Source organism: Pseudomonas sp. Root329, from assembly GCF_001424925.1.
Taxonomy (GTDB): domain Bacteria; phylum Pseudomonadota; class Gammaproteobacteria; order Pseudomonadales; family Pseudomonadaceae; genus Aquipseudomonas; species Aquipseudomonas arabinosi.
The window spans coordinates 14,789-40,772 of record NZ_LMCV01000037.1; the positions used below are offsets into that span (position 1 = coordinate 14,789).

Consider the following 25,984-nt stretch of genomic DNA (forward strand, 5'->3'; position numbering starts at 1 on the left):
TTTAAGCGTAGAACAATTTGACGGGAACGACTTAGAGCCACCAACGCAGCAAAAAGAAGAACCCCATGCTCAACAACATGCTGAGCAAGGTATTGCGGGTGTAAAGCACCAGCCCCACTGCCACCAGCGAACTGATCAGGTACGGATTGTCCCACTGCAGATTCAGCTGCTTGTCTGGCATGAACACGATCGGCCCGCAGATCGCTGTCAACATGCCCGGTACCGCAAAACCCAGGAATTGCCGCGCATTACTGCTCAAGCGCACGGGTAGCCGAGGTTCCAGAAACACATAGCGGTTGAGGAACACCAATAGCCCCATACCGAAAATCACCGCCCAGACCATCATGTGCGTCCACCGTAGAATTTGTTGCAAATAAAGCCTGCGGTCATGCCCGCCAGCCCCGACAGCACCAGCGCCGAGCCCCATTGCCAGTAGCTGAACAGCACCGAGCAGAACAACGACACCGCCACGCACACCACGGTCGGCACGTTCCGCACCACCGGGGTGATCAGGGCGATAAAGGTCGCCGCGATGGAAAAGTCCAGCCCCAGATGTTCCAGCCCCGGAATGCTGCTGCCCAGCACGATGCCGGCCAGGGTGAAGAGATTCCAGGCGATGTAAAACGTCAGGCCGACACCCAACGCGTACCAGCGATTGAACTGTTGTTTGTCATGCGCACTGGTCAGGGCGAACAGTTCGTCGGTGAGCAAAAAACCGAGCCCCACACGCCAGCGACCCGGCAACGGCGAAATCACCGAACGCATGCTCATCCCGTAGAGCAAATGCTGGGACGTCAGCAGCAGCGTGGTCAGCAGAATCGAAAAGATCCCGGCACCACCCTTGAGCATGCCGATCGCCACCAGTTGCGCGGCCCCGGCAAATACGATGCTCGACAAACCCTGGCCTTGCAGGGGCGTGAGATTGGCCTCGATGGCCATGGAACCGGCCAGCAGCCCCCAGGGCGCGGTGGCCAGGGACAACGGCATGATGGCCGCAGCGCCGCGAAGAAAGGCACTGCGCGGCATGAGTGAATTGGACATAACGCTCTACAACCAGGGAAAGACCTCAGACTGTGCCAGCAGTCGCGGCCGCTGGCTTGAACAATCTTGCGCACTTGGTCCGCGGCCAGGCACAACGACAGGATGCGTGCGGAGTTGGCTGATTTTCGCGATTGACAAAAATCGCGCCGGCTTTTAAAACTGAGCACCTCATTCAGGGTGTAAGCAAGTATGTCCGCAACCTTCAACCTCAACACTGTCGTCATTGGCTTGAATGCCAAGGCGCAAGGTTGCGTTGCGCACGCCCTCAAATCGAAGAAACAGTCGCTCATGTGACCGGGGCGCGCTGTCCCGTCAGATGAGCTGACAGGACATTGAGCGCGACGGACACCCTCCCCTTGCTTTCTGCCTTCTACGCTTCTGACGGTGACGAAATCGGTCAACCTTCAGGAGTACGTGCATGTCATCGTTTCAAGGTATCTGGGTCCCTCTCGTTACACCGTTTCGCAACGGTGCGATCGATTTCGTCGGCTTGCGCCGGCTGGTCAATCATCTGCTGGAAAAAGGCGTCGATGGCGTTGTGGTCTGCGGCACCACGGCGGAAGCGGCGGCACTGAGCAAACACGAACAGCTGGCGGTGCTCGATGCGGTGCTGGAGCAGGTGCCGGCGGAACGGGTGGTCATGGGCCTGGCCGGCAACAATATGGCCGAGCTGCTGCAATTTCAGAACGAAATCCTGAAACGCCCACTGGCCGGTTTACTGGTACCGCCGCCGTATTACATCCGCCCGTCCCAGGCGGGCCTCGAAGCGTTTTACCAAACCGTCGCCGATGCCTCCAGCGTTCCGCTCATTCTTTACGACATCCCTTACCGCACCGGCGTGGCGTTTGAGCAGGCAACCCTGCTCAACATCGTCGCCCATGAGCGAATCGTCGCGGTCAAGGATTGCGGCGGCAATCAGGCCAACACCCTGGCACTGCTAGGCAGTGGCAAGGTCGACGTGCTGTGCGGCGAAGATAACCAGATCTTCAGCGCTTTGTGTCTGGGCGCCAAAGGCGCCATTGCCGCTTCGGCGCATGTTCATCCGGAGCTGTTCGTGGCGTTGTATCAACAGATCCGCGACAACCGGTTAGCGGCGGGTCGAGCGACATTCTTCCAACTGCTGCCGCTGATTCACAGCCTGTTCATCGAGCCCAATCCCGCCCCGGTGAAAACCGCCCTGGCCCTTGAAGGCTTGATCGACGACGAACTGCGCGCGCCGATGCAACGCAGCAGCGAAACCATGGTGGTGCGTCTGAAGGAAGTGCTGGCGGCGTTGAACAGCAACAATCGATAGAGCGCCAGCAACCAGCCCGAGTACCATGGAGCCATTCGCATAACGCGTCAGGGAGTCGACATGTTTTACCGAATTGCCGCCGACGGGCTGGTCCTGTTTCATCTGTTGTTCATTCTGTTCGTGCTGTTCGGCGGGCTGCTGGTGCTCAAATGGCGCCCCCTGATCTGGTGGCACCTGCCCGCGGCTGCGTGGGGCGTGTCGGTGGAAGTCTTCCACTTGATCTGCCCGCTGACCGAGTGGGAAAACCTCATGCGCGACGCGGCCGGACAAACCGGTTATAGCGGCGGTTTCATCGAAAATTACGTGTGGCCGGTCATTTACCCGGCGGGCCTGACACCGGCGATTCAGCTGGGACTGGGCAGCGTGGTGCTGGCGATCAACGTGCTGGTCTACCTTCGGTTGATCAGGCTGTGGAAGTTACGTCGGGCCACCTAAACCCGATTCAAGGATTGCGCCCATGTTATCGATTGAAGATCTCACCTTGCTGGAAGCCATCCGGGAAACCGGCAGCCTGTCCCGGGCCGCGGCCCACTTGGGCAAGGCGCCCTCGACGGTGTCCTACGCGGCGCGGCAACTGGAGGAACGCTTTGATGCCTTGCTGTTCGATCGCCGTCGCTACCGCTTGCAGCTGACCCCGGCGGGTGAATTGCTGGTGAACGAGGCGGCGCGACTGATGCAAGACGTCTCGCGGCTGACTCAGCGGGTGCAGCAAGTGGCCAATGGCTGGGAGAGCCGGCTATGGATCGTTACCGATGAGTTGCTCGAATTCGAAGCATTGATCCCGGTGATTCACGAGTTCGATGCGCTGGAGTCCGGCGTGCCGCTGCGCATCACTCAGGAAGTCCTCAAAGGTGTTTGGGAAGCCCTGCGTGAAGGCCGCGCGGACTTGATCATCGGCGCCACCAACGAACCACCGGCCATCCCTTCCTTGCGCTGGATGCAACTGGGGGAAATGGAATGGGTGTTCGCGGTTTCTCCCAAGCATCCGCTCGCCAGGGCCCAAGAGCCGATTTCACGCGCCATGGTTGCGCAGCATCGGGCGATTGTCGTGGCCGACTCATCCCGAGTCACCGAGGGCAGCACCTACGGCGTCTCCTGCGGCCAACCGGTGCTCGCCGTGCCGACCATGCGCGCCAAGATCCTCGCCCAGTGCGACGGATTGGGCGTGGGTTGGTTACCGAAACATCGGGTCGGCTCGTTGCTGAAAAACGGCACGCTGGTTGAAAAACAGATGGCCGATCCGCGTGAGCCGAATATTTTGTATGCTGGCTGGCGTGGCGATCATGACGGCCGCGCCCTGGGCTGGTGGCTGGAAAAACTCAAGCAATCGTACCTGTCCACCAAACTGGTTCAGGGCAGTGACCGGTTTGTTTGAATTCAGTTGGCAATGACACTCATGTTCCGGCCGCTGGCCTTGGCCACGTACAGCGCCTTGTCGGCCGCAGCCACCAGGTCGCTGGGCTGGGCTTGTGACGCCGGGTCGTAAGCGGCGACGCCCAGGCTGACCGTCACCGTGCCTTCAGCCCCTTCACGGTGCTCGATGCCGGCCATCTGAACCGCGCGACGGATTTTTTCCGCCACCAGAAACGCCCCCACGTAGTCGGTCCCGGGCAGTACCACCGCAAACTCTTCGCCGCCATAGCGCGCAGCCAGGTCGCCGGGGCGCTTGATGTTGTCCCTGATGATCGTGCTGATGTTGCGCAAACACTCATCGCCGGCCACATGGCCGTAAAGATCATTGAAGCTCTTGAAGTGATCGACATCGATCATCAGCAGCGCGAGGTGGGCCTGGTTGCGCCTGGCGCGGCCCATTTCGGCGAGGATGAACAGATCGAACTGACGCCGGTTGGACAGCCCGGTCAGCGCGTCCTCCAGCGCCAGCAACTCAAGGCTGCGATTGACCTCGATGAGTTTCTCCTGCGCATCCAGCAATACGCCCTGCACGTGATTCTGCTGCTTCATGAGGCGAATCAGGCGATAACCGAGGACGCCCAGGAACCCCAGGAATAACGAGACGATCCCGGCACTCAGCAGTACCTCCTCACGCCAACCGGCCAGAACTTCATCTTTATTCAGCGCAGCAAAGATGATCAGCGGATAACCCTCGACCCTTCGGAATCCGACCACCCGCTCGACCCCATCCACATAGGAAGGGACGATTGCCGTGCCTGAATTGCCCTTGGGCAACAGTTGCGTAAACAGCGGCCCCTTGGCGACGCTGGTGCCGATTTCAGTTTCTTTGAATGGCCGACGAACAACGATGGTGGCGTCGTCGGCGATCAGGTTGATCACGCCGTTACCGCCCATGTCGATGCTGTCGTAGAGCCCGAGGAAATGGCTGAGATAAATCGTTGCCAACGCCACGCCGGCAAAACGGCCATCCGGATGATTGACGCGGCGGGACACCGTCATGATCCATTCACCGCTCGAACGACTCTTGATCGACGGGCCGATGTGGGGGCCGCGGTCGGGATGATCGCGATGGAAGATGAAATATTCACGGTCGGAATTGTTGGCATCAGGCACGACGGCGCCGTTGGAATTGGCCACCCAGCGCCCTTCTTCGTCATAAACAAACAACCCATGGAGTTGGCTCAACTCACTGCGTTGGGCCTTGAGCAAGCGCTCCAGCCGGGGTACCCGGGACTGGTCGAAGCCGTCGTTTTCGAGACGATCCACCAGGGTCAACAGCAACGTATCGGCTTGCTTGATCGACGCCTGCGCTTGCGAGGCCAGGGTCTGGGCAAGGTTGGACATCGCCACTTCTTTGTCGTGCAGATGGTACTGGCGCGAGCTCCAGGATTCCCAAATCACGATAGCCGTCATGGACAGGCACACCGCGACCAGCAGAATCACCGCAGAGCGAACCTTGAGAGTTACCCCGGCTTGCTCGGCGACCCAAGGCATGCCATGACGGGATTGTTCAATTCGATTGTTAACGGACGGATGACCCATGACGCTCCCTGAATACTGATCACAGGGCGAATCTTCCCGTTCGCCCATTTTATAACCCCTGACGGGTATGAGCCGCCTGGTGCCAGGCGACTATGCCTCATCAAACACCCGATAGGTTGATATACGCGAGAATTATTCGCACGGATGTCTCGACAAACGGCGTAATGCTGTTCACTTACGATTGGGGGATATATCCGTTTCTGCGGTGATGGCTGATTACGGTTGGGGTGCATATCCGTTTCTGCGGTGATGGCTGATTACGGTTGGGGTACATATCCGTTTCTGCGGTGATGGCTGATTACGGTTTCGCTTTTACAGCGAGTCACTTGGAAAAGCCCCAAGTAACCAAGGGCTCCTGCCCCGCCATTCGGTGCCTCGCCTAGGCTCGGCATGCCCTCACTCCGGCATTGCTCCGGGGGCCCGCCGCCATCGGCCATCCATGGCCGGGGGCGGCTACCGCGGCATCCTTGCCGCGGTGCCCCCTGCGCAACGCCTGCGTTCGGCCTCTGGGAAAGGGGCGGCAAATCTGAAGCCAAAGCAAAGCAACGGCAACAGCAACAGCAAGATCAAAAGATCGCAGCCTCGTTTCACTCGACAGCTCCTACCGGGGAGAGGGGATGCACGCACGCTCCTCACCACTCAACAGGCCGAGCGTTAGCTCGCCTGCAGCTTTTGATCTTGATGCACCGCACCCTCGAGAGGCCGAGTGGAGGTTCTGCGCAGTGGGCAACCCGGCATGGATGCCGGGTTAGCCGCCCCCGGCCATGGATGGCCGATGGCGGCGGGCCCACGGAGCAGGACCGGAGCGAGGGCATGCCGAGCCACAGCGAGGCACCGAACGAAAGGGGCAAATGCGCTTTGGTTACTTTGGCGCTCTTCCAAAGTGACCCGCTGTAAGAGCGGAACCATAAGCCGCCGTGACCACAGAAACGGATATGTACACGATCAACAAAACACAGGTCGACCGGGCGAGGGTTTTACGTTACTTGAGACTTCCCGCCAAAAACTGCTGCAACCGTTCGCTCCGAGGCTGCTCCAGCACGGTATCGGGTGCCCCCTGTTCTTCAACCCGTCCCTGATGCAAAAACATGACGTGGTTCGACACCTGTCGGGCAAACGCCATTTCATGGGTGACCACCACCATCGTCCGGCCCTCTTCGGCCAGCTGCTGCATGACCTTGAGCACCTCGCCCACCAGCTCGGGGTCCAGGGCGGAGGTCGGTTCGTCGAACAGCATCACTTGCGGCTCCATGGCCAGCGCACGAGCAATGGCGACGCGCTGTTGCTGGCCGCCGGACAGCTGGACCGGATACTGCGTCTCGACCTTTGCCGGCAAACCCACCTTGGCAAGGTAATGCCGCGCCCGCTCCAGAGCCTCCGCCCGTCGGACACCCAGCACGCTCATCGGGCACTCGATGATGTTTTCCAGCACCGTCATGTGGCTCCACAGATTGAAGTGCTGGAACACCATCGACAGCTTGCTGCGCATGACTTGCAACTGCGCGGGATCGACCGCACACAAATCGCCCCGTGAATTCTTGCGGGTCAGCAGCTCTTCGGCATTGACGATGATGCGCCCGGCGGACGGTTGTTCGAGATGGTTGATACAGCGCAAGAAGGTACTTTTTCCCGAGCCCGAAGAGCCGATGATGCTGATCACGTCACCCGCCCTGGCCTTCAGTGAGACTCCTTTCAAGACTTCATGGCTGCCGTAGTTCTTATGCACATCTTCAACGATCAATTTATACATTCGAGCATGTCCAGTGAGGGGTCAGTGCGTCCGCGGTTTGAGGTAGCCGAGCCAATGCAGTTCGCCGCGACGAAACAGCCAGATCAGGAAAAACGCGCTGCCGGCATACAGCACCCCGGCAATGCCGAACGCGGCAAATGATGCATAGGTTGCCGAGTTGACGTCCCGGGCGATCTTCAGCAAATCAGGGACTGTGGCGGTAAACGCCACCGAGGTGGAATGCAGCATCAGAATCACTTCATTGCTGAAAAACGGCAGGGCCCGGCGCAACGCCGATGGCAAGACGATCCGGCGATAGAGGGTGAACCGGCTCATGCCGTAGGCGCTGGCGGCCTCGATTTCGCCATGGGGAGTCGCCCGGATGGAGCCGGCGAAAATTTCGGTCATGTAGGCGCAGGTATTGAGCGCGAACGCCAGCACCGTGCAGTTGAATCCGTCACGGAAAAACGCGTTGAGAAAGTCCTGGGAACGAACCACGTGCAAGCTGTACACCCCGGTGTAGAAAAACAGCAGCTGGATGTACAACGGGGTGCCGCGAAACACGTAGGTGTAGCACCAGATCGGCAGACGGATCAGCGGGTTGCGGCTGACGCGGGCAATCGACAACGGCACCGCGAGCAGGAAGCCCGTCACCACCGAAAGAATGAGCAGCCACAAGGTCACCGCCAATCCGGAAAAATGTGGCCCGTCACTCCACAGATACGCCTGCCAGTAGTTTTCGAGAATGCCGGTCATAGCGCGGCCTTCCTGACACCCACCGAATAGCGGTGCTCAAGCCACATCAAGACAACGTTGGACACCGTGGTGATGGCGAGGTAGATCAGGCCGCCGACCAGCATGAAATAGAAGAACTGCATCGAGCCCTTGCCCGCATCCTGCGTGGCCTTGATGACATCGGTCAGGCCGATGATCGATACCAGCGCGGTCGACTTGATCAACACCTGCCAGTTATTACCAATACCCGGCAGTGCGTGACGGAGCATTTGCGGGAACAGGATTTTGCGAAAGGTTTTGCCACGGGTCATGCCGTAGGCCCTTGCCGCTTCGAGCTGGCCAGCCGGGACTGCCTGGAAGGCGCCGCGAAACGTCTCGGTAAAGTAAGCCCCGTAAATGAAGGCCAGGGTGATGACGCAGGCCAGAAACGGGTCGATGTCGATCTGAGCGATGCCCAACCAATCGGTGATCCGGTTGAGCAGCATTTGCAGGCTGAAGAACAGCAACAGCATGATCACCAGGTCCGGCATGCTGCGAATCACCGTCGTATAACCGGTGGCCAGCGTTCGCAACAAACGGTTGGAGGACAACTTGGAACTGGCGCCGAGCAGCCCGGCCAGGACCGCGATCAACAATGACCATAACGCCAGTTTGATAGTGGCCAGGGTGCCCAGCAGGATCTGCGGGCCAAAGCCTTCCAGAAGCATTTCACTCTCCTTGTTCTTATTAGGTCGAGGTGAAGGGGGATGCTGCAATGAAGCGGTCAGGCGACCGCTCTGGTTCAATGGTCGAAGGGGCGCTACTTCGCGCCGTAGACGTCGAAATCGAAGTACTTTTTATTGATCCGCGCGTACGTGCCATTGGCCAGAATCGTCGCCAGGGCTTTGTTCAAGTCTTCGCGCAACTCGACATCGCTCTTGCGCAAACCGATGCCGTCACCGACGCCGAAAAAGGCCGGATCATCCAGAGTGGCGCCGGCAAATTCATAGTCCTTGCCCTGCGTGGTGTTGAGGAAGCCGTAGCTGGCTTGAATGGCCCCTTGCACCGAGGCATCGAGTCGGCCCACTACCAGGTCCGCATACACTTGGTCCTGATTTTGGTAGGAAAGCACGTCGATGCCCTTCGAACCCCAGACGGCTTTGGCATACGCCTCCTGAGTCGAACCCTGCTCCACACCAATGCGTTTGCCCTTGAGTGATTCGAGGGTGGGCAGCAGGCCCGATCCGCGCTTGACGACCAACCGGGCCGGCGCGTTGGAGACCTTGTCGGTGAACGCAATCTGCTCCAGACGCTTGGGCGTCACGGTCATCGACGACGCCACCGCGTCGAACTTGCGCGCCAGCAGCGCCGGGATCATGCCGTCCCAGCTGCTTTCAACCCAAATGCAGCGGGCCTTCAACTCGGCACACAGCGCCTCGGCGATGTCGACCCCGAAGCCGGTCAGCGTGCCGTCCTGGTTCTTGTACTCCAGCGGTGGATACGTGGGGTCCACCCCCAGTTTCAGGACTTTGCCAGACCAGTCGGCTGCGCCGGCCAGACCTGTGGCCGTCAACAACACCAATGAAACAGCCGCAATCATCTTGTTCATTATTTTTGTTCCTCTCAGGCCCAACGAAAATACGGCGACTCAACCCAGAAAACGTTCGACCAACTTGACCCAGTAACTCGCACCGATCGGCAGGCAGGCATCATTGAAGTCGTAGCCGGGGTTGTGCAGCAGACACCCGCTATCGCCCTCGCCGTTGCCGATCACCAGGTAACTGCCGGGGCATTTTTCCAGGACAAAGGCAAAATCCTCACTCGCGGTGAAGGGCCGCAAATCGTCGATCAGTTGCCCTTCTCCCAACCATTCGCGCGCAACTTCTCGGGCAAACGCGGTGGGCTCGGGATGGTTAATCAACACCGGATGACAATGCTGATAATCGATGTGGGCCCGGGCCCCAAAGCTGGCCGCCTGACCGTTGACCAATTCGGTAATCCTGACTTCGAGCAAGTGGCGAATCTCGGGCGTAAGGGCGCGCACGCTCAGGCTCATCTCGGCGCTGGACGGAATCACGTTCGAGGCGCTGCCGGCATGCAGGGAACCGACCGTGATGATCGCCATTTCCTGCGGATTGACGTTACGCGAGACGATGCTTTGCAGGGCGATCACGATCGAGGAGCAGACCAGCACCGGGTCGACCGCCTTGTGCGGCACCGCGCCATGACCACCGTTGCCGATGATTTTGATGTTCACCGTGTCGGCAGACGCCATGAACGGGCCGCTGTAGAAACCCAGATGCCCGACGGGATAACCCGGCACGTTGTGCATGGCGAAAATCGCATCACACGGGAACCGTTCGAGCAGACCGTCCTCGAGCATTTTCCGCGCACCGCCCAGGCCTTCTTCGGCCGGTTGAAAAATCAGATTTACAGTGCCATTGAACGCCCGGGTCTGCGCCAGGTGTTTAGCGGCTGCGAGCAGTGTTGCCGTATGACCGTCGTGGCCGCAGGCATGCATGACGCCGTCGATCCGGCTGGCATAGGGCAAACCGGTGGTTTCCTGAATCGGCAGTGCATCCATGTCGGCGCGCAAACCAATCGACCGGCCCTCGCCATTTTTCAGGGTGGCGACGACGCCGGTCTTGCCCACGCCAGTGCTGACCTCAAACCCCCACTGCGTCAAACATTCTGCAACCCGCTCGCTGGTGACGAATTCTTCAAAGCCCAATTCGGGGTGCGCGTGAATGCTATGGCGCAACGCAATCATTTCCTCTTGGATGGCTGCAATACCCGGCAAGACTGGGTCGGCGATCATTGTTGTATTCCTTCGATAAGACCTGAGCGGTTGCTGAGTCGGATCTTAGGGAACGGGCTCTGGGCTGGGGAGGCCCAGTTTGGTTATGATGACAACCATGGGTTGTCACCAGGGTGAGCAGATGAAACTTCATCAATTACAAGCACTGATTGCCAGCGCCGAAACCGGCAGCATCCGCGCCGCGGCGCGTTCGCTGGACATCTCCCAGGCCGCCGTGACCAAAGCATTGCGCGAACTGGAAACCAGTCAGCAGTTACCGCTGTTCACCCGAACCCCAAGCGGCCTGAACTTCACGGAGTACGGCAAAGTATTGCTGACCCACGCCCGGCTCGTGATCAAGCAACTGGAGCATGCACAGACCGAACTCGATCACATGCGCGGCAAGGCCCAGGGGCGTCTGTGTGTCGGGGTCACGCCCTGGATCGCCCTGACCTTCTTGCCCGAGGTGGTTCTGGCGTTTCGCGAGCGCATGCCGGAAATCCGCCTGGAGCTGTACGAAAGCCTGATGGCCGTGGCCCAGCCGTTGTTGCGCGATGGCAGCATGGATTTTGCGATTGGCCAGTTGCACCCGGCGCAATCGACCCAGGAGTTTGCCTGCGAAACATTGCTCGATTACCAGACGTCGGTGCTGGTCCGTCAGGGCCATGCTCGGCAGGACGCTCGGTCGATCCATGAGCTACTGGAGCAGAACTGGACGCTGAACTACGCGCCGGACGGACACGACGGGCTGATGCAGGCGTTGTTCTGGAAACACGGTGCGCAGATCGATGAGAACCGAATCGTTCGGGCCCATTCGCTGGCCATCCTGCAAATGATGGTCGAGCGGGCCGACATGTGTACCTGGGGACCGTCCATCGTGAGCGTTGCCCCGCCCTTCCTCGGCCGGGTGGTTGCCCTGGAGCTGGCCGAGCAGTTCGAACCCCGGCAGCTGAGCATCGTGACCCGCCGCAATGGCTCGCTGAGCAATGCAGCGCTGTGCTTTACCGACTGCCTGTTGCAGGTCATTCGGCGCCACGCCCGCTCGGCCAAAAAGGAAGACAGGGAACTCTTTGAAACCCTGCGTCTGCGGGTTTAAGCGCCATAACACGATCCATGTAGCAGCTGTCGAGCTTGCGAGGCTGCGTTCGGCTGCGCAGCAGTCGTGAAAACTGAGTGCGAGGTTTTTCTGAAACACCGCGTCGTCTGATTTCACGACTGCTGCGCAGCCGAACGCAGCCTCGCAAGCTCGACAGCTGCTACAACGTTTGCGTTGCGGCTGAAATGGCTTAACTGATCGGCGTTAGATCCAATGCTTTACCGTGGCGTCTGCTTCACGGCCTCGATCCAGGCGGGATTCAATTGCGTCTGATCAGTCTCGATGCCCAGCGCTTCCATCCGCGCCTTGTGCTGATCCATCTCGCGGGTCAATTGGCTGTGATCACTGGAGTTGCCGTCCAGCTCGTGCATCTGGCTCAACCCCAGATGGTAGAAACGCAGCAGCTTCATGGCTGTCGGATCCTCCTTCTCCACCGCCGCCGTCACCTGATGCATGACGTTGGTGATGCTCATCAGGCTGCGCTTGAGCTGCCAGCCGTAAACCGCCGGGGCCATCCACGGCTGGGTCCAGAACATGCCACGCATCAGCGCGGCCATCAGCAGCACCGCCACGAACACGCCACCGACGTTAAAGCGCAGATTGTCGCCATCGGGCTCACCGAACAGCGCCACCGCCGTGGTCGACAACACCATCGCCAGGGCCAGGAAAATCAAGGCTATGATTATCGTGCTGCGTCGCGTCTGGCTTCGATAGCGTTCGGGGTTCTGCGGCTGGATTTCGAACATCGCGACGGGGTTCCTTGAGGGCATGGGTAAAAAGGCTGCGGGGCATTATCGCCTCTGCAGGGGATTTAGCTATGCTGGGGCTCCTTTTCATCTTTTCATCGTCAAACGGGGAAATGGCGATACAGCGCAGTTCGTGCCATCTTCTTTCATGGATACATACTATTCGGATGCCATTTGCCTGTATGAATGGCATCGTTTTAAGGATCATTGAATGACCCAACGACAAGTAATCAACGCCTCGGTCAGCCCAAAAGGCAGCCTGGAAACCCTCTCTCAACGTGAAGTACAGCAACTGAGCGAAGCCGGATCCGGCAGCACCTACACCTTATTCCGCCAGTGCGCCCTGGCTATCCTCAATACCGGCGCTCATGTCGATAACGCAAAAACCATCCTCGAAGCCTACAAGGACTTCGAAATCCGCATTCACCAGCAGGACCGCGGCGTACGCCTGGAACTGCTGAACGCCCCGGCCGACGCCTTCGTCGATGGCGAAATGATCGCCAGCACCCGGGAAATGCTCTTCAGCGCCCTGCGCGACATCGTCTACACCGAAAACGAACTCGACGCCCAGCGCATCGACCTGAGCACCTCCCAGGGCATCAGCGACTACGTGTTCCACCTGCTGCGCAACGCCCGCACCCTGCGTCCCGGCGTGGAGCCGAAGATCGTGGTGTGCTGGGGTGGCCACTCGATCAACACCGAAGAATACAAATACACCAAGAAAGTCGGCCATGAACTGGGCCTGCGCAGCCTCGACATCTGCACCGGTTGCGGTCCTGGCGTGATGAAAGGTCCGATGAAAGGCGCGACCATCGCCCACGCCAAACAGCGTATCCACGGTGGCCGCTACCTCGGTTTGACCGAGCCGGGCATCATCGCCGCCGAAGCGCCGAACCCGATCGTCAACGAACTGGTGATCCTGCCGGACATCGAAAAACGTCTGGAAGCCTTCGTCCGCGTCGGACACGGCATCATCATCTTCCCGGGCGGCGCCGGCACCGCCGAAGAGTTCCTGTACCTGCTCGGCATCCTGATGCACCCGGACAACGCCGGCCTGCCCTTCCCCGTGGTCCTCACCGGGCCGAAACATGCCGCGCCGTATCTGGAGCAACTGGACGCGTTTGTCGGCGCCACACTGGGTGAAGCCGCCAAGCAACACTACGAGATCATCATCGACGACCCGGCTGAAGTCGCGCGTCAAATGACTCAAGGCCTCAAGGCGGTCAAACAGTTCCGCCGCGAGCGCAATGACGCGTTCCATTTCAACTGGCTGCTGAAGATCGACGAAGGCTTCCAGCGCCCGTTCGATCCAACCCACGAAAACATGGCCAACCTGAAACTGAGCCGCAACCTGCCGGCCCACGAACTGGCCGCCAACCTGCGCCGCGCGTTCTCCGGCATCGTCGCTGGCAACGTCAAGGACAAGGGCATCCGCCTGATCGAAGAACACGGTCCGTACCAGATCCGTGGTGATGTGGCGGTGATGCAACCGCTGGATCAACTGCTCAAAGCCTTCGTCGCCCAGCACCGGATGAAACTGCCCGGCGGCGCGGCGTATGTGCCGTGTTATCAAGTGGTTGCGTAACAGGCCATTCCCCCTGTGGGAGCGGGCTTGCTCCGGGCGGCGCTCCGACGAAGGCAGTGTGTCAGTCACTATGAATGTCGACTGACACACTGCCTTCGCGAGCAAGCCCGCTCCCACATTAGATGGCTGCCTGGCTTGCAACAGGTGCGAGATCTCAGAGGTGATCCGCGTCGATCACTGCCTTGGCAAAGGCTTGCGGATCTTCCTGCGGCAAGTTGTGGCCGATGCCGCCGCTGATGAGTCGGTACTCATATTTGCCGGTGAAGCGCTTGGCATAATCCTCGGCAGCCGGATGTGGCGCCCCATTGGCATCCCCTTCCATGGTGATGGTCGGCACCGTAATGACCGGGGCCTTGGCCAGCCGCTGCTCCAGCGCTTCATATTGAGGTTCGCCCTGAATCATGCCCAACCGCCAGCGATAGTTGAAGATCGTAATAGCCACATGATCGGGGTTGTCCAGGGCCACCGCGCTGCGGTCGAAAGTCGCGTCGTCGAAGGTCCATTTCGGGGAGGCCAGCTCCCAGATCAACTTGGCAAAGTCGTGGCGATTTTTTTCGTAACCGGCCTGGCCGCGTTCGGTAGCGAAGTAGAACTGGTACCACCATTGCAGCTCGGCCTTGGGCGGCAACGGGTTCTTGCCGGCGGCCTGATTGCCGATGAGGTAGCCGCTCACCGAGACCAGCGCCTCCACCCGCTCCGGCCAGAGCGCCGAGACGATGTCCGCCGAGCGCGCACCCCAGTCGTAGCCACCGAGCACCGCCTTCTTGATCTTGAGCGCATCCATAAAGTCGATGACGTCACTGGCCAACGCGGCGGGCTGGCCGTTGCGAACAGTCTTGTCGGACAGGAAATGCGTGTCGCCGTAGCCCCGTGCATACGGGATCAGCACCCGGTAACCCTTGGCCGCCAACAAGGGCGCCACTTCGCTATAGCTGTGAATGTCGTAGGGCCAACCGTGCAGAAGAATCACCACCGGCCCATCGGCGGGGCCGACTTCGGCGTAAGCCACATTCAGCAAGCCTGCGTTGACATGCTTCAGCGGGCCGAACGAGTCCGCCTTGAGGGTGCCAGCGCTGGCGACCACTGGCTCTGGCGTCGCGGTTTGCGCATTGGCAGCACCAAGGGCACCTAACTGCATCAGCGCGAAAGCGAGGACCGATGGGCCAAAGAAACGACGACGTGAGTCGTTTTTTTTGCTCAACACATTCATCTTCATGGTGATTTCCCTGGAAGTCATTGACCTGGTGTTCTGGACGACGTGTTTCGACAGCGATGAGCGTAGTGGAAGGATCAGCCGCCCTGATTGCCGCACTCTGCGAATTTGCTGTAATCGAGGACTTTCTGCGTGCCGCTGGAATCGAGGTAGGTCAGGCGGGCATCGACAATGCCGCAATGGCCGCCGCCGTTGTCGACGACGGAAACCACTTTCTTGATATCCAGGTGGGTGCCGTGAGAAGTTATCTGCGACGGCGCTTGAACATCAGCATGGGCCGAAAACGCTGCAACGTTCAGGACCGCGAAGAAGCTGGCGGCAATCAGTTTGTTCCAGTTCATGGTGATTTCCTCAGGGTTGCAATGGACAGTGGTTGTGAGGCAAGTCGTCTTGTCTCGATGGAACCCATTTAATCGGCCCGAGGTATCTGCCATGTGTCGTAAAACCGGAATTAGTAAGGCGTAAGGTGTCTGCGGGGGCACCCGATACAGTGCGATACAAAGCGAACAACAAGAGGCTTGAGCGATGGAACATGTGAACCACATCCTGATCGTCGACGACGACCGGGAGATTCGCGAGTTGGTCGGCAATTACCTGAAGAAGAACGGGCTGCGCACCACCGTCGTCGCCGATGGCCGGCAGATGCGCAGCTTTCTGGAAACCAATCAGGTGGACCTGATCGTGCTGGACATCATGATGCCCGGCGATGACGGCCTGCTGCTGTGCCGCGAATTGCGCTCGGGCAAACACAAAGCCACGCCGATCCTGATGCTCACTGCACGCAACGACGAAACCGATCGCATCCTCGGCCTGGAAATGGGTGCCGACGACTACCTGACCAAACCCTTCGCCGCCCGCGAACTGCTGGCGCGGATCAACGCCGTGTTGCGCCGCACCCGGATGCTGCCGCCGAACCTGTTGATTACCGAAACCGGCCGATTGCTGGGTTTCGGTCGCTGGCGCCTGGACACCACCGCCCGGCACTTGCTCGACGAAGACGGCACGATGGTGGCCCTCAGTGGCGCCGAATACCGTCTGCTGCGGGTGTTCCTCGATCACCCGCAACGGGTGCTCAGCCGTGACCAGCTGCTCAACCTGACCCAGGGCCGCGACGCCGACCTGTTTGACCGCTCGATTGATTTGCTGGTGAGCCGTCTGCGCCAACGATTGATGGATGACTCACGGGAATCGACCTATATCAAAACCGTGCGCAGCGAAGGCTACGTGTTCTCCTACCCGGTGGAATTGCTCGGCGCAGAATCATGAAGCTCTCCCCCAGCAGAACCTGAGGAGACTTTTTCATAGGGTTTTGTATCCGTCTGTATAAGAACCCGCGACAGATACGCAGACACCGATTTCGGCGTGTTCGAGCACACATCACCGATACACCCGAGCGTTTAACTGTGATCACCGGATAGCAGCCGCTACCGACCCACTCAAACTAAACGCACGGAGAATCACCCATGATCAACTTCTCGAAAGTCTCGTCCCTGGCACTCGGTCTGGCACTGGTTGGTGGTCTCGGCCTGACTAGCCTGGCGTCGGCCCACACCGGCCATGCGGCGTCCCCTGGCCAGGTTCAACAACTGCTGGTGGAAGGCGGCTCCGATCGTCTGATCGAGAATCGCGTGGCCGAAGGCGGTGCCGACCGCCTGCAAGAACTGCGCGAACGTGTGGCATCGGTCAGCCCGAGCAACGCCCTGCGCGGTGGTGTGGTTGTCGCGGAAAACCGTCCTGAATTCGGCTCGAAATATCAGCGGTATTGATCAAAACCTTCCCACAGTTGATTGTGTCAAGCCACACCCATAAGTCCTGAGATCTGACGTAAAAGCCCCGATAATTCCTCGGGACAGTTGCAGCACGCCCGTACTAAGATTTGCGCTTCACTTCATCAAGGACGATTCATGAAGCGCATTGCCGGTTGCCTGTTGTCTTTCCTGACCTTTATGGCGGTCGCGGCTGATCTGAACCTGCTCACCGACAACCATCCGCCTCTGCATTTCCAACAAGGTAATCAACTGGTGGGGTTTGGCGTGGACGTGGTGCAGGCACTGGCCGAACGCACCGGCGACCAGGTGCACTTGCAACAAGTCCCTTTGCTGCGCGCCCTGCACGTCGCCGCGACCGAGCCTGCCACCGGGGTGTTTACCGTGTTGCGCACCGCCGAGCGCGAGAGCCAATACCAGTGGGTCGGTCCGCTGATGGACGTGGAAACGGCGCTTTATTCCGCTAACACCCAGCAACCGGTGCGCAGTTTGCAGGACGCCAGCACCCAGGGCCGTATCGCCGTCCCGCGAAAATGGCTGGCTTACGACTACTTGCGCAAGCAGGGTCTGAACAATCTGTATGGTGTGGAAACGCCCGAACAAATGATGCGTCTGGCACGTCTGGGGCGCGTCGAATTTGTCGTGGCCGACACCCTCTCCATCGCCACCCTCGCCCGGGAAGAAGGCTTGGCGCCCAGCCAGTTGCACTATCAGATGCCGCTGATGAAGCAAGGCACCTACATCGCGTTTTCCCCGCAAACCGATGCGCGCCAGGTCGCGCGCTGGCAACAGGCGCTCGACGATATGAACCGCGATGGGCGCCTGGAACAACTCAAGCAGCGCTGGCTCAGCGACAACACACCCCGCTGACGATGGATCAACGCTCTCGATAACAACTATGCGTCAGGGTGTTTTTTCATCGCGAAGCTCCAGCTCTACAGTGGCCACATCTTCTCCCCACGCTCTGGAGCAACCTCATGAAAAGCATCATCGGTCTTGGAATCGCCCTTTCGGTTCTTGGCGCTACCTCCGCCATCGCCGCCCCACACGCCACCTCGCAGGTCGTTACCGCGGCCAAAGTCAGCCAACCGGCCACACTGAACGTGAACACCGTCGGTGTTGATCACAAAGACAGCCAGGCGAGCAAACTGTACATCGCTGAAAACCGCCCTGAGTTCGGTTCTAAGTATCAGCGTTATTGATCAACGGCGTTGCGCCGCTTGAAACAACAAACCCCGGGTAGATCCGATCTACCCGGGGTTTGTTGTCTTTAATGTTGAAATACAGGCTCGAGATATCTGTAGCAGCTGCCGAGCCTGCGAGGCTGCGTTCGGCTGCGAAGCAGTCGTAAACCCTGTTCACTCGGTTTTCCTGAAACACCGCATCGTCTGATTTCACGACTGCTTCGCAGCCGAACGCAGCCTCGCAGGCTCGGCAGCTGCTACAGAAGCGACGGAGTTGTCAGGCGAGTGGCGAGGGACTTGGCCTGGCTCGCGACGTCGGTCACTGCGGTGCTTTCCCACCACATGCCGCGCAACGGTGGGCCCATGGCGAACAGACGACTGGCGACGTGTTCATCGGCGCCCAACACCGCGCCATCCACCGCCGCCGCAATCCCCAGCGCCAACGGCCCCGGCCGGACAAGTCCGCGGGCCAGCAGTTGCTGTGGCAGCGGTCGGGCCACCCGCCGCCAGTCGTATTCGATGCCGCTGGAGTTGATCAACGCCGCGCCGCTGACTACGGTGGTTTCTGCCTCACCCCGACGGCGGATGCGAATACTGACTTCACCGCCCGAGGAAGGCTCCAACCCTTTGAACGACGCCGCCTGAATCCGCAACCGCCCTTCCTTGTGCAAGCGTTCCACCAGTTCGGCACTCAACGGCGGCGAGCGATGGTGATGACTTTCCCACCACGGCCGCACATGCCGCACGAACTGTCGACGCTGCACATCCGTCGCCTGATGCCACAAGCGGCCGATATGCGCCCGCACGGTGTCGAGCGGCGCCTGCCAGTCGATGCCTTGAGCGATGGCGTCCCGGCAATGCCGACGCAGTTCGCGCACCAGCTGCCGCGGTGTGCGAATGCTCTGATCCTCGGCGAGAAAATCTGCCCAGGCCGGTGGCTGACGACGCACATGAGGCAGCAAGCCATGCCGCGAAAACACTTCGATCGGCCCGCGATGCCCGGCCTGTTCCAGCGACACCACGGCATCGACCATGGTCAGGCCCGAACCGATGATCAGCACGGTCGACTGCGGATCAAGCTGCTGCATGCCAGCGACATCCCATGGATCAAGCGCAGCGGCATTCAAGCCGCTGGACTCGGTCTGTGGCGTACGCGCAGCGGGAAACATCCCCGTGGCCAACACCGCATAAGCACCCTGTAAGTGTTGCCCGTCACTCAACGTCAGCAACACAGAATCATCCGCCGTTTGCAGGTCAACCACCTCGGCCCGCACATGCTCGACTGTTGACCCGTTCAACGCCCCCACCGCTTGCGCTTCGGCCAGGCGCTGCTGCACGTACAGGCCGAAAATCCCCCGGGGCGGGAACAATTCGCTGACCGGCACATGTTGCTCGTCAGACTCCGGCCAGCCACCGGCCGCGATGTACTCGGTCAGCCATTGGGTCAGGTCATCGGCGTTGTCCGGGTCGACGCTCATCCGCGCCGCATTGCCGTTGAGCGTATGGCCCAATTCGACCGCGCTGTACGCCTCGCCCCGTCCCAGTTCTGCGCGGGGCTCGATCACCAGCAGCTGGCGTTTGCCCGGCAGGCGCAGCAACTGCGCCGCCAGCATCGCGCCGCTGAGGCCGCCGCCGACGATCAGGATGTCTGCGTGGCGGATGGCGTCGGTGGCCTGTCCGCTTTGGGTTTCAGTCATGGGTTTCTCACTGATCAATGTTTCATCTCGAAAATCTCCTGAACGATAATAGGCGCCAAACCCACGGAAGGTTCATCAAGCAGTACCAAAGTAGGACAGGGAAATACCGCTGACTTGCAGGATGGAATCGGTCGAGCTCATGCGATGTCCCGTTTGAATTCGGATAGCCAGGCAGGCGCAGGTTGCGCGTCGGGGGCGTGCGTGGCTTGCCAGATGAAATGCAGGTTTTGAAAGCCCAGCAGTCGGCGAACGCGGTTTTTGATCAGCCGTTGCAGGCCTTTTTCCGGGTGGGCGATGGCCCAGTCGCAGAGGCGTCGGCGCCAGGTGCCTTGGGGGGCGAGACGGCTGTCGATTTCGGCGGCCAGCAGTTGCAGGCGCTCGGCCGATAACAACAATCCCGAGGGTGCCACTTCACGACGGTCGCGGCTGGCACTGTCGAGGCTTTCCGGGAAGGCCAGAGCATGGCCGCGGTTCAGCCAGTGTTCGAGCAAAACGCTGAGGCCGGCCTGCCATTGGGTGCCCTCTTCGCTCCACAATGGCTTGCCTTGTGCCCAGCGGTTCAGGCGTTGCGGAGGTTCAACCGGGCCGAGTAGATCAGCGAAGTTCAACAGCGATTGACCTTCGTTGAGCCAGAGTTTCCGGGGCTGTCGACCCTGGACGAACGCGTGAGTGGGCCGGCTGCGCCGCAGGTTTTTGTGCAGTGATTCGGGGTCGAGGTTGTCCGGCAAGGTCAGCAGTTCACCGCCGATATGTAGCGATGCCAGGGCCAGCAGCAATAGATTCGGCTCGAAGGCGCCGCTCAACGCCAGACGCGATTCTTTTGTGAATCCTTGCTGACTCAAACCGTCGGCCAAACGCTCGACATCGCGCAAGGCATCTATCCAGCGCCAGACGAACCACTGGCCATGGCGTTTGTGGCGCAACGCAGGCTGCAAGGGCCTGACCTGCGCCCAGTGGCGCAATTGCTCCAAAGCCTTGGGCAGATCGACCCGACACTCGGTGGTGTCCGCGATTGGCGGAGGTTTGAGTTCGTGCACGCTCATTGGCTTGATCTCCTGTTCATGGGCAAAAGCGTGCGGTGGTCCGCTGGGCTGAGATCTATGGAACGACTTCGATTCAGTGTGGGAGCGGGCTTGCTCGCGAAAGCGGTCTAATAGGCGACATCGATGTTGGATGTACTGGCCCCTTCGCGAGCAAGTCGGATCGCCGCACCGCCGCTCCCACAGGGGATTTGTGTGGTGTTCGAGTGTTCTATGCAGACGCGACTTTCTTCTCCTGCTGCCGCAACGCCGCCAAATCCCGATAACCGCTCCCCGGATGGATTTCCGACAATCGCGGCCCTTCCCCAAACAGCTTCTCGCGCAAGGTCCCCGGCGCGTATTCGGTTTTGTAGACCCCACGTTTTTGCAACTCCGGCACCAGCAACTCCACGGCGTCGATGAAGGTTTCGTGAGTCAATGCATAGGCCAGGTTAAAGCCGTCCACATCGGTCTCCTCGACCCACTCCTGCAGCAAATCGGCGACGGTCTCGGGACTGCCGACAAACAACGGACCAAAACCGCCAATGCCAACCCAGTCGGCCAATTCGTTAGGCGTCCAGACCTTGTTCGGGTCTGCCGTGGAAAACGCTTCCACCGCCGATTGAATCGCGTTGGTGTGCACATGCTTGAGCGGCTCATCGGGTTTGAACTGGCTGAAATCAATCCCGGTCCAGCCTGAGATCAACGCCATCGCGCCTTCATAACTGACCCAGGTTTTGTATTCCTCGAACTTGGCTTTGGCCTTGGCGTCGGTCTCGCCGAGGATCACGGTTTGCAGGTTGAAGATCAGGATCTTCGACGGATCGCGCCCGGCTTCGGCAGCACGACGACGAATGTCGGCAACGGTTTTCTTCAGCAGCACTTTCGACGGCGCAGCGACGAATACGCACTCGGCATGCTCGGCCGCGAATTGCTTGCCGCGACTCGATGCGCCAGCCTGATAGAGAACCGGCGTGCGTTGCGGCGATGGTTCGCAAAGATGAATGCCCGGCACTTGGAAGTGTTTTCCGACATGCTGGATTTCATGGATTTTGCTCGGGTCGCTGAAGATCCGCCGCTCACGATCGCGCAGGATGGCGCCCTCTTCCCAACTGCCCTCCCAGAGTTTGTAGCAAACCTCCAGGTACTCTTCGGCGAAGTCGTAACGGGCGTCGTGTTCGGTCTGGTTTTTCTGGCCGAGGTTCTTCGCACCGCTTTCCAGATAAGAGGTGACGATGTTCCAGCCGGCGCGGCCCTTGGTCAGATGGTCGAGCGTCGACAGGCGCCGGGCGAACGGATACGGGTGTTCGAACGACAACGAAGCGGTCAGGCCGAACCCCAGATGCTCGGTGACCAGCGCCATCGGCGGAATCAATTGCAGCGGATCGTTGACCGGCACCTGCGCCGCCTGACGGATCGCCGCGTCACCATTGCCGTTGTAAACGTCGTAGATGCCCAGCACGTCGGCAATGAACAAACCGTCGAACTTGCCGCGTTCGAGGATTTTCGCCAGATCGGTCCAGTACTCCAGATCCTTGTATTGCCAGGAGCGATCCCGCGGATGCGCCCACAGACCGGGCGACTGGTGACCGACGCAGTTCATGTCAAAGGCGTTGAGACGAATTTCGCGGCCCATCAAACAGCACTCCTGAAGCTTGGGGGATGGATGCCGTTGAGGCGGAAGTTGCCGATGAGGTGGAGTTTCCGGCGCAGCGGGTCATGCAGTGATCCGGGCAACACGGTGCGTTGGCCGGTGAGTTCGAATTCCGCGTTGCTGACGGCATTTAGTGCGTCGGCGCTGGCCAGGTGCGACTCGGCGATGGCGACGCTGATTTCCGTGTCGTCATCCACGCTGTTCAAAAAGTCTTCGGCGCGTTCGAGCAGCGCGGCGGCGACTTCAATGCGGATGTGCAAATCGCCGAAGCGGCTGATGACGTAAGGATCATCCGTGGTTTGGGCCTGCTGCCGGACGAAACGCAACGTCGCATCAAGCAAGCTGCGGGCGTTGTGCAAATCATGCTGACTTTTGGCCAGGGGCTGCCCGGCAACAATCGGTTGAGTCAAAGCGTTCATGGTGGGCTCCTCAGTTCCAGGCGTGGCGCGCAGGCTTCACGCCGTTGAGCAGGTAGTTGCCGATCAGGTGGTATTTCCAGCGTGCCGGATCGTGCAGGGTGTGCGTCCGGGCGTTGCGCCAGTGGCGGTCGAGGTTGTACTTGCCGAGCACCGAGCGGGTGCCGGCCAGTTCGAAGAGTTTGCTGCTGGCAAGCAAAGCGATCTCGGCCGACAGCACTTTGGCCTGGGCAACCACCACCGAAGCGCGGGCCACCGTGTCTTCGTTGGGATTGAGCAAGGCATGGTCAATGGCGCGACCGGCCTTTTTGAGGATCGCTTCGGTGCCGTGGACCCGCCATTCGAGGTCGCCGATGGCGGCGATGCTGAACGGGTCCTGCCAGCCGTGATCCTGCCCGCTGTCAATCCATGGCCGGGCTTCGCGGGCGTAGCGTTTGGTTTCTTCCAGGGCGCCGACGGCAATGCCGGTGTCCACGGCGGCCTGGATGATTTGTGAAATCGGGCCGTCGGCCGTGGGTTCATCGAAGGCCTTGTGGGCCGGGATTACCGCGGTCAAAGGCACTTTCACGGCGTTGAGTGTCACGCCGCCGCTGGCCGTGGTGCGCTGGCCGAAACCGTCCCAGCTGTCGATAACGGTCAAGCCGGGAGTGTCGCGTTCGATGAAGGCGATGAAGGCTTTGTTCTCTTCATTAACCGCCACCGCTGGCACGATGTGCGCGAACAAGGCGCCGGTGCAGTAGAACTTTTCGCCGTCGATCTGCGCGGTGTCTTTATTGAAACGGATTCGGGTTTCGAAGGCACCGGCATTTTTGCTTTTGGATTCGGAGAAAGCGTTGCCGAATCGGTAGCCCTGCAGGACTTTGCCGAAGTAGTAACGCTTCTGCTCTTCGGTGGCGGTTTGCAGCAGGATGTCGAGTACGCCGAGGTGGTTTTGCGGGATCTGGCCGAGGGATGAGTCGGCTGCGGAAATGATCTTGATCACCTCAGCGACGGTCACGTAGGAAACGCCGGCGCCGCCGTATGCCTTGGGAACGGTAATGCCCCAGAGGCCGCTGGCGGAAAACTCGTCGAGCTCGGCGACTGGCAAGCGTCGCTCGCGATCCCGCACGCTGGCCTCGATGGCAAAGCGTGCCGCGAGCTTGTGAGCGACGGCGATCGCCTCGGCGTCCGAGCGGATGACGTGGGCGGTGCGAGGGGGTTGGGTTGAGGCTGTCATGGGCCGACTCCGGGATCTGGTGAATGCACCAAAGCTTTTGCAGGAGTCGTGCCTGAAACTAAATCACTTTATTTTCAATAGGTTAAAGAATTATCCGAGAAAGGCTCGCAGCTTTAAAACAGCAAAGTGTCTATCCAGTGTTGATCCGCAAACAGTTAGATCACCACATTTCGCACAAACCGCGCCGCCACCGGCCCATCGTTGCGATAGGCGTGGGGCTGGTTGCTGGCGAACATGTAGAACTCGCCGGCAGCGATCTCATGGGGTGTATCGCCCAGCATCAGCGTCAGGCAGCCTTCGAACACGTAGATCTGCTCACTCCAACCCTCGGCATCCTGTTGCGACGGATAAATCTCCCCCGGTTGCAGGCACCACTCCCATTGTTCCACCTCACGGGTGGCGGTGGCTTTGGACAGTAAAACGGCTTTGCTGCCAGGAATCGTCCCGGCCCAGGCCACTTCGTTGATGCGACTCGGATCGCGTGCATCCGGGGCCTGGATCAGGTCGCTGAATGCGACGTTCAGCGCTTCGGCCACGCGGTCGAGGGTGGTCAGGCTGACGTTTTTTTCGCCGGCCTCGATGGCCACCAGCATCCGGCGACTGACCCCGGATTTTTCCGCCAGCGTCGCCTGGCTCATGTCGGCGGCGTGGCGCAAGCGTCGAACGTTCTGGCTGACGTGCTGGAGGACCGAAGTCCGTTGCGTGGAATCTTTGTGCACTATATTGCTCACTTGGTGGGGTTGGGCAGTATACTGCGCAACATTCGGCGCATTGTGCGTCGCCCTCAGGTAGCGCGCAAGGTCATGACGTCGGTGAATACCCCTCACACTTCCTCCCGTTTCTCGCGGTTCAGCAAGGCTGAGTGCGTGCTGGTGCTGATCACCATGGTCTGGGGCGGGACCTTCTTGCTGGTGCAGCATGCGATGACCGTCAGCGGGCCGATGTTCTTCGTCGGTCTGCGCTTTGCCGCGGCGGCGATCATTGTTGCGCTGTTTTCCTGGCGTCACCTGCGGGATCTGACCCTGTTCGAATTGAAGGCTGGGGCCTTTATCGGCGTGGCGATCATGCTGGGTTACGGATTGCAGACCGTCGGGTTGCAGAGCATTCCCAGCAGTCAGTCGGCGTTTATTACCGCGTTGTACGTGCCCTTCGTGCCGTTGCTGCAATGGCTGGTGCTGGGGCGGCGCCCTGGGTTGATGCCGAGCATCGGGATCATGTTGGCGTTTACCGGGTTGATGTTGCTGTCGGGACCGGCCGGCGCTTCGTTCAATTTCAGCCCGGGTGAAATCGCCACGTTGATCAGCGCCGTGGCGATTGCGGCGGAGATCATTCTGATCAGTACGTATGCCGGCCAGGTCGATGTGCGACGGGTGACGGTGGTGCAATTGGCGGTCACCTCGGCGCTGGCGTTTTTGATGGTGGTGCCGACTCAGGAAAGAATTCCGGACTTCTCCTGGCTGCTGTTATGCAGCGCGTTGGGCTTGGGCGCGGCCAGTGCGGCGATTCAAGTGGCGATGAACTGGGCGCAGAAGAGCGTTTCGCCGACGCGGGCGACGTTGATTTATGCCGGTGAGCCGGTGTGGGCCGGGATTGTCGGAAGGATTGCCGGGGAGCGGTTGCCGGCGATTGCACTGGTGGGTGCGGGGTTGATTGTGGCGGCGGTGATTGTCAGCGAGTTGAAGACCAAGGGTAAGGCTGCTTCGCCTGAAGAAGAGTTGGAGCAGGAAACACAAGGTTAAACCTCAAGACCTGTAGCGCCTGCCAGATCGTCTTCGCGAGCAAGCCCGCTCCCACACTGGATGTGTGTTGTGCTGAGGTTATGTGTACACAGCAAATCCAGTGTGGGAGTGGGCTTGCTCGCG

Annotated in this window: 27 protein-coding genes and 1 pseudogene; 10 read left to right on the plus strand and 18 right to left on the minus strand. The window is 59.9% G+C overall.

All coding sequences use genetic code 11. From position 1 onward, the window contains the following. Nucleotides 1-31 precede the first annotated feature (31 nt). Together ASC74_RS24780 and ASC74_RS24785 are read right to left on the minus strand one after the other, a co-directional pair. Complete coding sequence (locus ASC74_RS24780; RefSeq protein ID WP_165353329.1) at nucleotides 32-343, minus strand: AzlD domain-containing protein; 312 nt, start codon at nucleotides 341-343, stop codon at nucleotides 32-34. After that, nucleotides 343-1,041 (minus strand): AzlC family ABC transporter permease, encoded by a 699-nt coding sequence (locus ASC74_RS24785; RefSeq protein WP_008157336.1) that lies wholly within the window; start codon nucleotides 1,039-1,041, stop codon nucleotides 343-345. The genes ASC74_RS24780 and ASC74_RS24785 overlap by 1 nt, the downstream gene beginning before the upstream one ends. A 418-nt stretch (nucleotides 1,042-1,459) precedes the next feature. On the opposite strand from ASC74_RS24785, the gene dapA reads away from it, so the two are divergent. Genes dapA through ASC74_RS24800 form a run of 3 tightly spaced genes read left to right on the plus strand, consistent with a single transcriptional unit; the run spans nucleotide 1,460 to nucleotide 3,710 of the window. Continuing rightward, a complete protein-coding gene (dapA, locus tag ASC74_RS24790; RefSeq protein WP_056744853.1) occupies nucleotides 1,460-2,335 on the plus strand; it encodes a 4-hydroxy-tetrahydrodipicolinate synthase in 876 nt (291 codons plus the stop codon). A 60-nt stretch (nucleotides 2,336-2,395) separates the two neighbouring features. Further along, nucleotides 2,396-2,770 carry a DUF2784 domain-containing protein gene (locus tag ASC74_RS24795; RefSeq protein WP_056744855.1) on the plus strand — a complete coding sequence of 125 codons (375 nt, stop codon included), beginning with the start codon at nucleotides 2,396-2,398 and terminating at the stop codon, nucleotides 2,768-2,770. A 22-nt stretch (nucleotides 2,771-2,792) separates the two neighbouring features. After that, the gene (locus ASC74_RS24800) at nucleotides 2,793-3,710 is read left to right on the plus strand and encodes a LysR family transcriptional regulator (protein ID WP_056744857.1); all 918 of its coding nucleotides are present in this window, start codon (nucleotides 2,793-2,795) and stop codon (nucleotides 3,708-3,710) included. Nucleotides 3,711-3,712: 2 nt separating this feature from the next. Here ASC74_RS24800 and ASC74_RS24805 read toward each other — a convergent pair whose 3' ends face one another. The 6 genes from ASC74_RS24805 to ASC74_RS24830 form a co-directional block, all read right to left on the minus strand. After that, nucleotides 3,713-5,290, minus strand: a complete 1,578-nt coding sequence (locus ASC74_RS24805; RefSeq protein ID WP_056744858.1) for a sensor domain-containing diguanylate cyclase — start codon at nucleotides 5,288-5,290, stop codon at nucleotides 3,713-3,715. Nucleotides 5,291-6,272: 982 nt separating this feature from the next. Further along, entirely contained in the window at nucleotides 6,273-7,040 is a 768-nt protein-coding gene (locus ASC74_RS24810) for an ABC transporter ATP-binding protein (RefSeq protein ID WP_056744860.1), read from the minus strand. A 21-nt stretch (nucleotides 7,041-7,061) separates the two neighbouring features. Further along, nucleotides 7,062-7,775 (minus strand): ABC transporter permease, encoded by a 714-nt coding sequence (locus ASC74_RS24815; RefSeq protein ID WP_056744862.1) that lies wholly within the window; start codon nucleotides 7,773-7,775, stop codon nucleotides 7,062-7,064. After that, on the minus strand, nucleotides 7,772-8,461 hold the full coding sequence (locus ASC74_RS24820; protein ID WP_056744864.1) for an ABC transporter permease: 690 nt from the start codon (nucleotides 8,459-8,461) through the stop codon (nucleotides 7,772-7,774). The genes ASC74_RS24815 and ASC74_RS24820 overlap by 4 nt, the downstream gene beginning before the upstream one ends. A 92-nt stretch (nucleotides 8,462-8,553) precedes the next feature. Beyond that, nucleotides 8,554-9,342 carry an ABC transporter substrate-binding protein gene (locus ASC74_RS24825; RefSeq protein ID WP_056744865.1) on the minus strand — a complete coding sequence of 263 codons (789 nt, stop codon included), beginning with the start codon at nucleotides 9,340-9,342 and terminating at the stop codon, nucleotides 8,554-8,556. Between the two features lie 39 nt (nucleotides 9,343-9,381). Then, nucleotides 9,382-10,551, minus strand: a complete 1,170-nt coding sequence (locus ASC74_RS24830; RefSeq protein WP_056744867.1) for a M20 aminoacylase family protein — start codon at nucleotides 10,549-10,551, stop codon at nucleotides 9,382-9,384. Nucleotides 10,552-10,636: 85 nt separating this feature from the next. Between ASC74_RS24830 and ASC74_RS24835 the strand changes: the two genes are divergently transcribed. After that, a complete protein-coding gene (locus tag ASC74_RS24835; RefSeq protein ID WP_162247456.1) occupies nucleotides 10,637-11,626 on the plus strand; it encodes a LysR family transcriptional regulator in 990 nt (329 codons plus the stop codon). Nucleotides 11,627-11,844: 218 nt separating this feature from the next. On the opposite strand, the gene ASC74_RS24840 is transcribed toward ASC74_RS24835, so the two are convergent. Then, nucleotides 11,845-12,372 (minus strand): DUF3087 domain-containing protein, encoded by a 528-nt coding sequence (locus ASC74_RS24840; protein WP_056744869.1) that lies wholly within the window; start codon nucleotides 12,370-12,372, stop codon nucleotides 11,845-11,847. Nucleotides 12,373-12,583: 211 nt separating this feature from the next. Here ASC74_RS24840 and ppnN point away from each other — a divergent pair, with 211 nt between their 5' ends. Next, nucleotides 12,584-13,957: a nucleotide 5'-monophosphate nucleosidase PpnN gene (ppnN, locus tag ASC74_RS24845; protein ID WP_056744871.1), complete on the plus strand. Its 1,374-nt coding sequence runs from the start codon at nucleotides 12,584-12,586 to the stop codon at nucleotides 13,955-13,957. Between the two features lie 154 nt (nucleotides 13,958-14,111). Here ppnN and ASC74_RS24850 read toward each other — a convergent pair whose 3' ends face one another. Both ASC74_RS24850 and ASC74_RS24855 read right to left on the minus strand, forming a co-directional pair. Then, nucleotides 14,112-15,173 carry an alpha/beta fold hydrolase gene (locus ASC74_RS24850; protein ID WP_056744873.1) on the minus strand — a complete coding sequence of 354 codons (1,062 nt, stop codon included), beginning with the start codon at nucleotides 15,171-15,173 and terminating at the stop codon, nucleotides 14,112-14,114. Nucleotides 15,174-15,247: 74 nt separating this feature from the next. Next, the gene (locus tag ASC74_RS24855; RefSeq protein ID WP_056744876.1) at nucleotides 15,248-15,511 is read right to left on the minus strand and encodes a DUF2790 domain-containing protein; all 264 of its coding nucleotides are present in this window, start codon (nucleotides 15,509-15,511) and stop codon (nucleotides 15,248-15,250) included. 184 nt (nucleotides 15,512-15,695) lie between these two features. On the opposite strand from ASC74_RS24855, the gene ASC74_RS24860 reads away from it, so the two are divergent. From ASC74_RS24860 to ASC74_RS24875, 4 genes are all read left to right on the plus strand, one after another. Beyond that, nucleotides 15,696-16,436: a response regulator gene (locus ASC74_RS24860; RefSeq protein ID WP_056744878.1), complete on the plus strand. Its 741-nt coding sequence runs from the start codon at nucleotides 15,696-15,698 to the stop codon at nucleotides 16,434-16,436. 197 nt (nucleotides 16,437-16,633) lie between these two features. Next, entirely contained in the window at nucleotides 16,634-16,936 is a 303-nt protein-coding gene (locus ASC74_RS24865) for a hypothetical protein (protein WP_056744880.1), read from the plus strand. A 138-nt stretch (nucleotides 16,937-17,074) separates the two neighbouring features. Further along, on the plus strand, nucleotides 17,075-17,806 hold the full coding sequence (locus tag ASC74_RS24870) for a substrate-binding periplasmic protein (protein ID WP_056744882.1): 732 nt from the start codon (nucleotides 17,075-17,077) through the stop codon (nucleotides 17,804-17,806). Between the two features lie 107 nt (nucleotides 17,807-17,913). Continuing rightward, on the plus strand, nucleotides 17,914-18,138 hold the full coding sequence (locus ASC74_RS24875) for a hypothetical protein (RefSeq protein WP_056744884.1): 225 nt from the start codon (nucleotides 17,914-17,916) through the stop codon (nucleotides 18,136-18,138). A 239-nt stretch (nucleotides 18,139-18,377) separates the two neighbouring features. Here ASC74_RS24875 and ASC74_RS24880 read toward each other — a convergent pair whose 3' ends face one another. From ASC74_RS24880 to ASC74_RS24905, 7 genes and pseudogenes are all read right to left on the minus strand, one after another. Then, nucleotides 18,378-19,817, minus strand: coding sequence for an FAD/NAD(P)-binding protein (locus tag ASC74_RS24880; protein WP_056744886.1), 1,440 nt, complete (start codon nucleotides 19,815-19,817; stop codon nucleotides 18,378-18,380). Nucleotides 19,818-19,840: 23 nt separating this feature from the next. After that, a pseudogene (locus tag ASC74_RS32760) lies at nucleotides 19,841-19,927 on the minus strand (ABC transporter ATP-binding protein); the annotation flags it as partial. Between the two features lie 27 nt (nucleotides 19,928-19,954). Next, the gene (locus ASC74_RS24885) at nucleotides 19,955-20,860 is read right to left on the minus strand and encodes an AMP-binding protein (RefSeq protein ID WP_056744888.1); all 906 of its coding nucleotides are present in this window, start codon (nucleotides 20,858-20,860) and stop codon (nucleotides 19,955-19,957) included. Between the two features lie 208 nt (nucleotides 20,861-21,068). After that, the gene (locus ASC74_RS24890; RefSeq protein WP_046048133.1) at nucleotides 21,069-22,472 is read right to left on the minus strand and encodes an LLM class flavin-dependent oxidoreductase; all 1,404 of its coding nucleotides are present in this window, start codon (nucleotides 22,470-22,472) and stop codon (nucleotides 21,069-21,071) included. Then, the gene (locus ASC74_RS24895) at nucleotides 22,472-22,909 is read right to left on the minus strand and encodes a hypothetical protein (protein ID WP_056744889.1); all 438 of its coding nucleotides are present in this window, start codon (nucleotides 22,907-22,909) and stop codon (nucleotides 22,472-22,474) included. The genes ASC74_RS24890 and ASC74_RS24895 overlap by 1 nt, the downstream gene beginning before the upstream one ends. 10 nt (nucleotides 22,910-22,919) lie before the next feature. Next, nucleotides 22,920-24,122, minus strand: coding sequence for an SfnB family sulfur acquisition oxidoreductase (locus tag ASC74_RS24900; RefSeq protein WP_056744891.1), 1,203 nt, complete (start codon nucleotides 24,120-24,122; stop codon nucleotides 22,920-22,922). Nucleotides 24,123-24,277: 155 nt separating this feature from the next. After that, nucleotides 24,278-24,841, minus strand: a complete 564-nt coding sequence (locus ASC74_RS24905) for a helix-turn-helix domain-containing protein (protein ID WP_056744893.1) — start codon at nucleotides 24,839-24,841, stop codon at nucleotides 24,278-24,280. Between ASC74_RS24905 and ASC74_RS24910 the strand changes: the two genes are divergently transcribed. After that, nucleotides 24,836-25,861, plus strand: a complete 1,026-nt coding sequence (locus tag ASC74_RS24910; RefSeq protein ID WP_056744895.1) for a DMT family transporter — start codon at nucleotides 24,836-24,838, stop codon at nucleotides 25,859-25,861. The genes ASC74_RS24905 and ASC74_RS24910 overlap by 6 nt on opposite strands. Nucleotides 25,862-25,984 lie beyond the last annotated feature (123 nt).

What these genes read in the sequence shown, in the direction of transcription:
- dapA (WP_056744853.1), top strand. Translation starts at nt 1,460, where the DNA reads ATGTCATCGTTTCAAGGTATCTGGGTCCCTCTCGTTACACCGTTTCGC.
- ASC74_RS24875 (WP_056744884.1), top strand. Translation starts at nt 17,914, where the DNA reads ATGAAAAGCATCATCGGTCTTGGAATCGCCCTTTCGGTTCTTGGCGCT.
- ASC74_RS24795 (WP_056744855.1), top strand. Translation starts at nt 2,396, where the DNA reads ATGTTTTACCGAATTGCCGCCGACGGGCTGGTCCTGTTTCATCTGTTG.
- ASC74_RS24860 (WP_056744878.1), top strand. Translation starts at nt 15,696, where the DNA reads ATGGAACATGTGAACCACATCCTGATCGTCGACGACGACCGGGAGATT.
- ASC74_RS24865 (WP_056744880.1), top strand. Translation starts at nt 16,634, where the DNA reads ATGATCAACTTCTCGAAAGTCTCGTCCCTGGCACTCGGTCTGGCACTG.
- ASC74_RS24890 (WP_046048133.1), bottom strand. Translation starts at nt 22,472, where the DNA reads ATGGGCCGCGAAATTCGTCTCAACGCCTTTGACATGAACTGCGTCGGT.
- ASC74_RS24840 (WP_056744869.1), bottom strand. Translation starts at nt 12,372, where the DNA reads ATGTTCGAAATCCAGCCGCAGAACCCCGAACGCTATCGAAGCCAGACG.
- ASC74_RS24815 (WP_056744862.1), bottom strand. Translation starts at nt 7,775, where the DNA reads ATGACCGGCATTCTCGAAAACTACTGGCAGGCGTATCTGTGGAGTGAC.
- ASC74_RS24800 (WP_056744857.1), top strand. Translation starts at nt 2,793, where the DNA reads ATGTTATCGATTGAAGATCTCACCTTGCTGGAAGCCATCCGGGAAACC.
- ASC74_RS24785 (WP_008157336.1), bottom strand. Translation starts at nt 1,041, where the DNA reads ATGTCCAATTCACTCATGCCGCGCAGTGCCTTTCTTCGCGGCGCTGCG.
- ASC74_RS24835 (WP_162247456.1), top strand. Translation starts at nt 10,637, where the DNA reads ATGATGACAACCATGGGTTGTCACCAGGGTGAGCAGATGAAACTTCAT.
- ASC74_RS24805 (WP_056744858.1), bottom strand. Translation starts at nt 5,290, where the DNA reads ATGGGTCATCCGTCCGTTAACAATCGAATTGAACAATCCCGTCATGGC.
- ASC74_RS24895 (WP_056744889.1), bottom strand. Translation starts at nt 22,909, where the DNA reads ATGAACGCTTTGACTCAACCGATTGTTGCCGGGCAGCCCCTGGCCAAA.
- ASC74_RS24900 (WP_056744891.1), bottom strand. Translation starts at nt 24,122, where the DNA reads ATGACAGCCTCAACCCAACCCCCTCGCACCGCCCACGTCATCCGCTCG.
- ASC74_RS24825 (WP_056744865.1), bottom strand. Translation starts at nt 9,342, where the DNA reads ATGAACAAGATGATTGCGGCTGTTTCATTGGTGTTGTTGACGGCCACA.
- ASC74_RS24820 (WP_056744864.1), bottom strand. Translation starts at nt 8,461, where the DNA reads ATGCTTCTGGAAGGCTTTGGCCCGCAGATCCTGCTGGGCACCCTGGCC.
- ASC74_RS24810 (WP_056744860.1), bottom strand. Translation starts at nt 7,040, where the DNA reads ATGTATAAATTGATCGTTGAAGATGTGCATAAGAACTACGGCAGCCAT.
- ASC74_RS24850 (WP_056744873.1), bottom strand. Translation starts at nt 15,173, where the DNA reads ATGAAGATGAATGTGTTGAGCAAAAAAAACGACTCACGTCGTCGTTTC.
- ASC74_RS24780 (WP_165353329.1), bottom strand. Translation starts at nt 343, where the DNA reads ATGGTCTGGGCGGTGATTTTCGGTATGGGGCTATTGGTGTTCCTCAAC.
- ASC74_RS24885 (WP_056744888.1), bottom strand. Translation starts at nt 20,860, where the DNA reads ATGAGCGTGCACGAACTCAAACCTCCGCCAATCGCGGACACCACCGAG.
- ASC74_RS24870 (WP_056744882.1), top strand. Translation starts at nt 17,075, where the DNA reads ATGAAGCGCATTGCCGGTTGCCTGTTGTCTTTCCTGACCTTTATGGCG.
- ASC74_RS24855 (WP_056744876.1), bottom strand. Translation starts at nt 15,511, where the DNA reads ATGAACTGGAACAAACTGATTGCCGCCAGCTTCTTCGCGGTCCTGAAC.
- ASC74_RS24880 (WP_056744886.1), bottom strand. Translation starts at nt 19,817, where the DNA reads ATGACTGAAACCCAAAGCGGACAGGCCACCGACGCCATCCGCCACGCA.
- ASC74_RS24830 (WP_056744867.1), bottom strand. Translation starts at nt 10,551, where the DNA reads ATGATCGCCGACCCAGTCTTGCCGGGTATTGCAGCCATCCAAGAGGAA.
- ppnN (WP_056744871.1), top strand. Translation starts at nt 12,584, where the DNA reads ATGACCCAACGACAAGTAATCAACGCCTCGGTCAGCCCAAAAGGCAGC.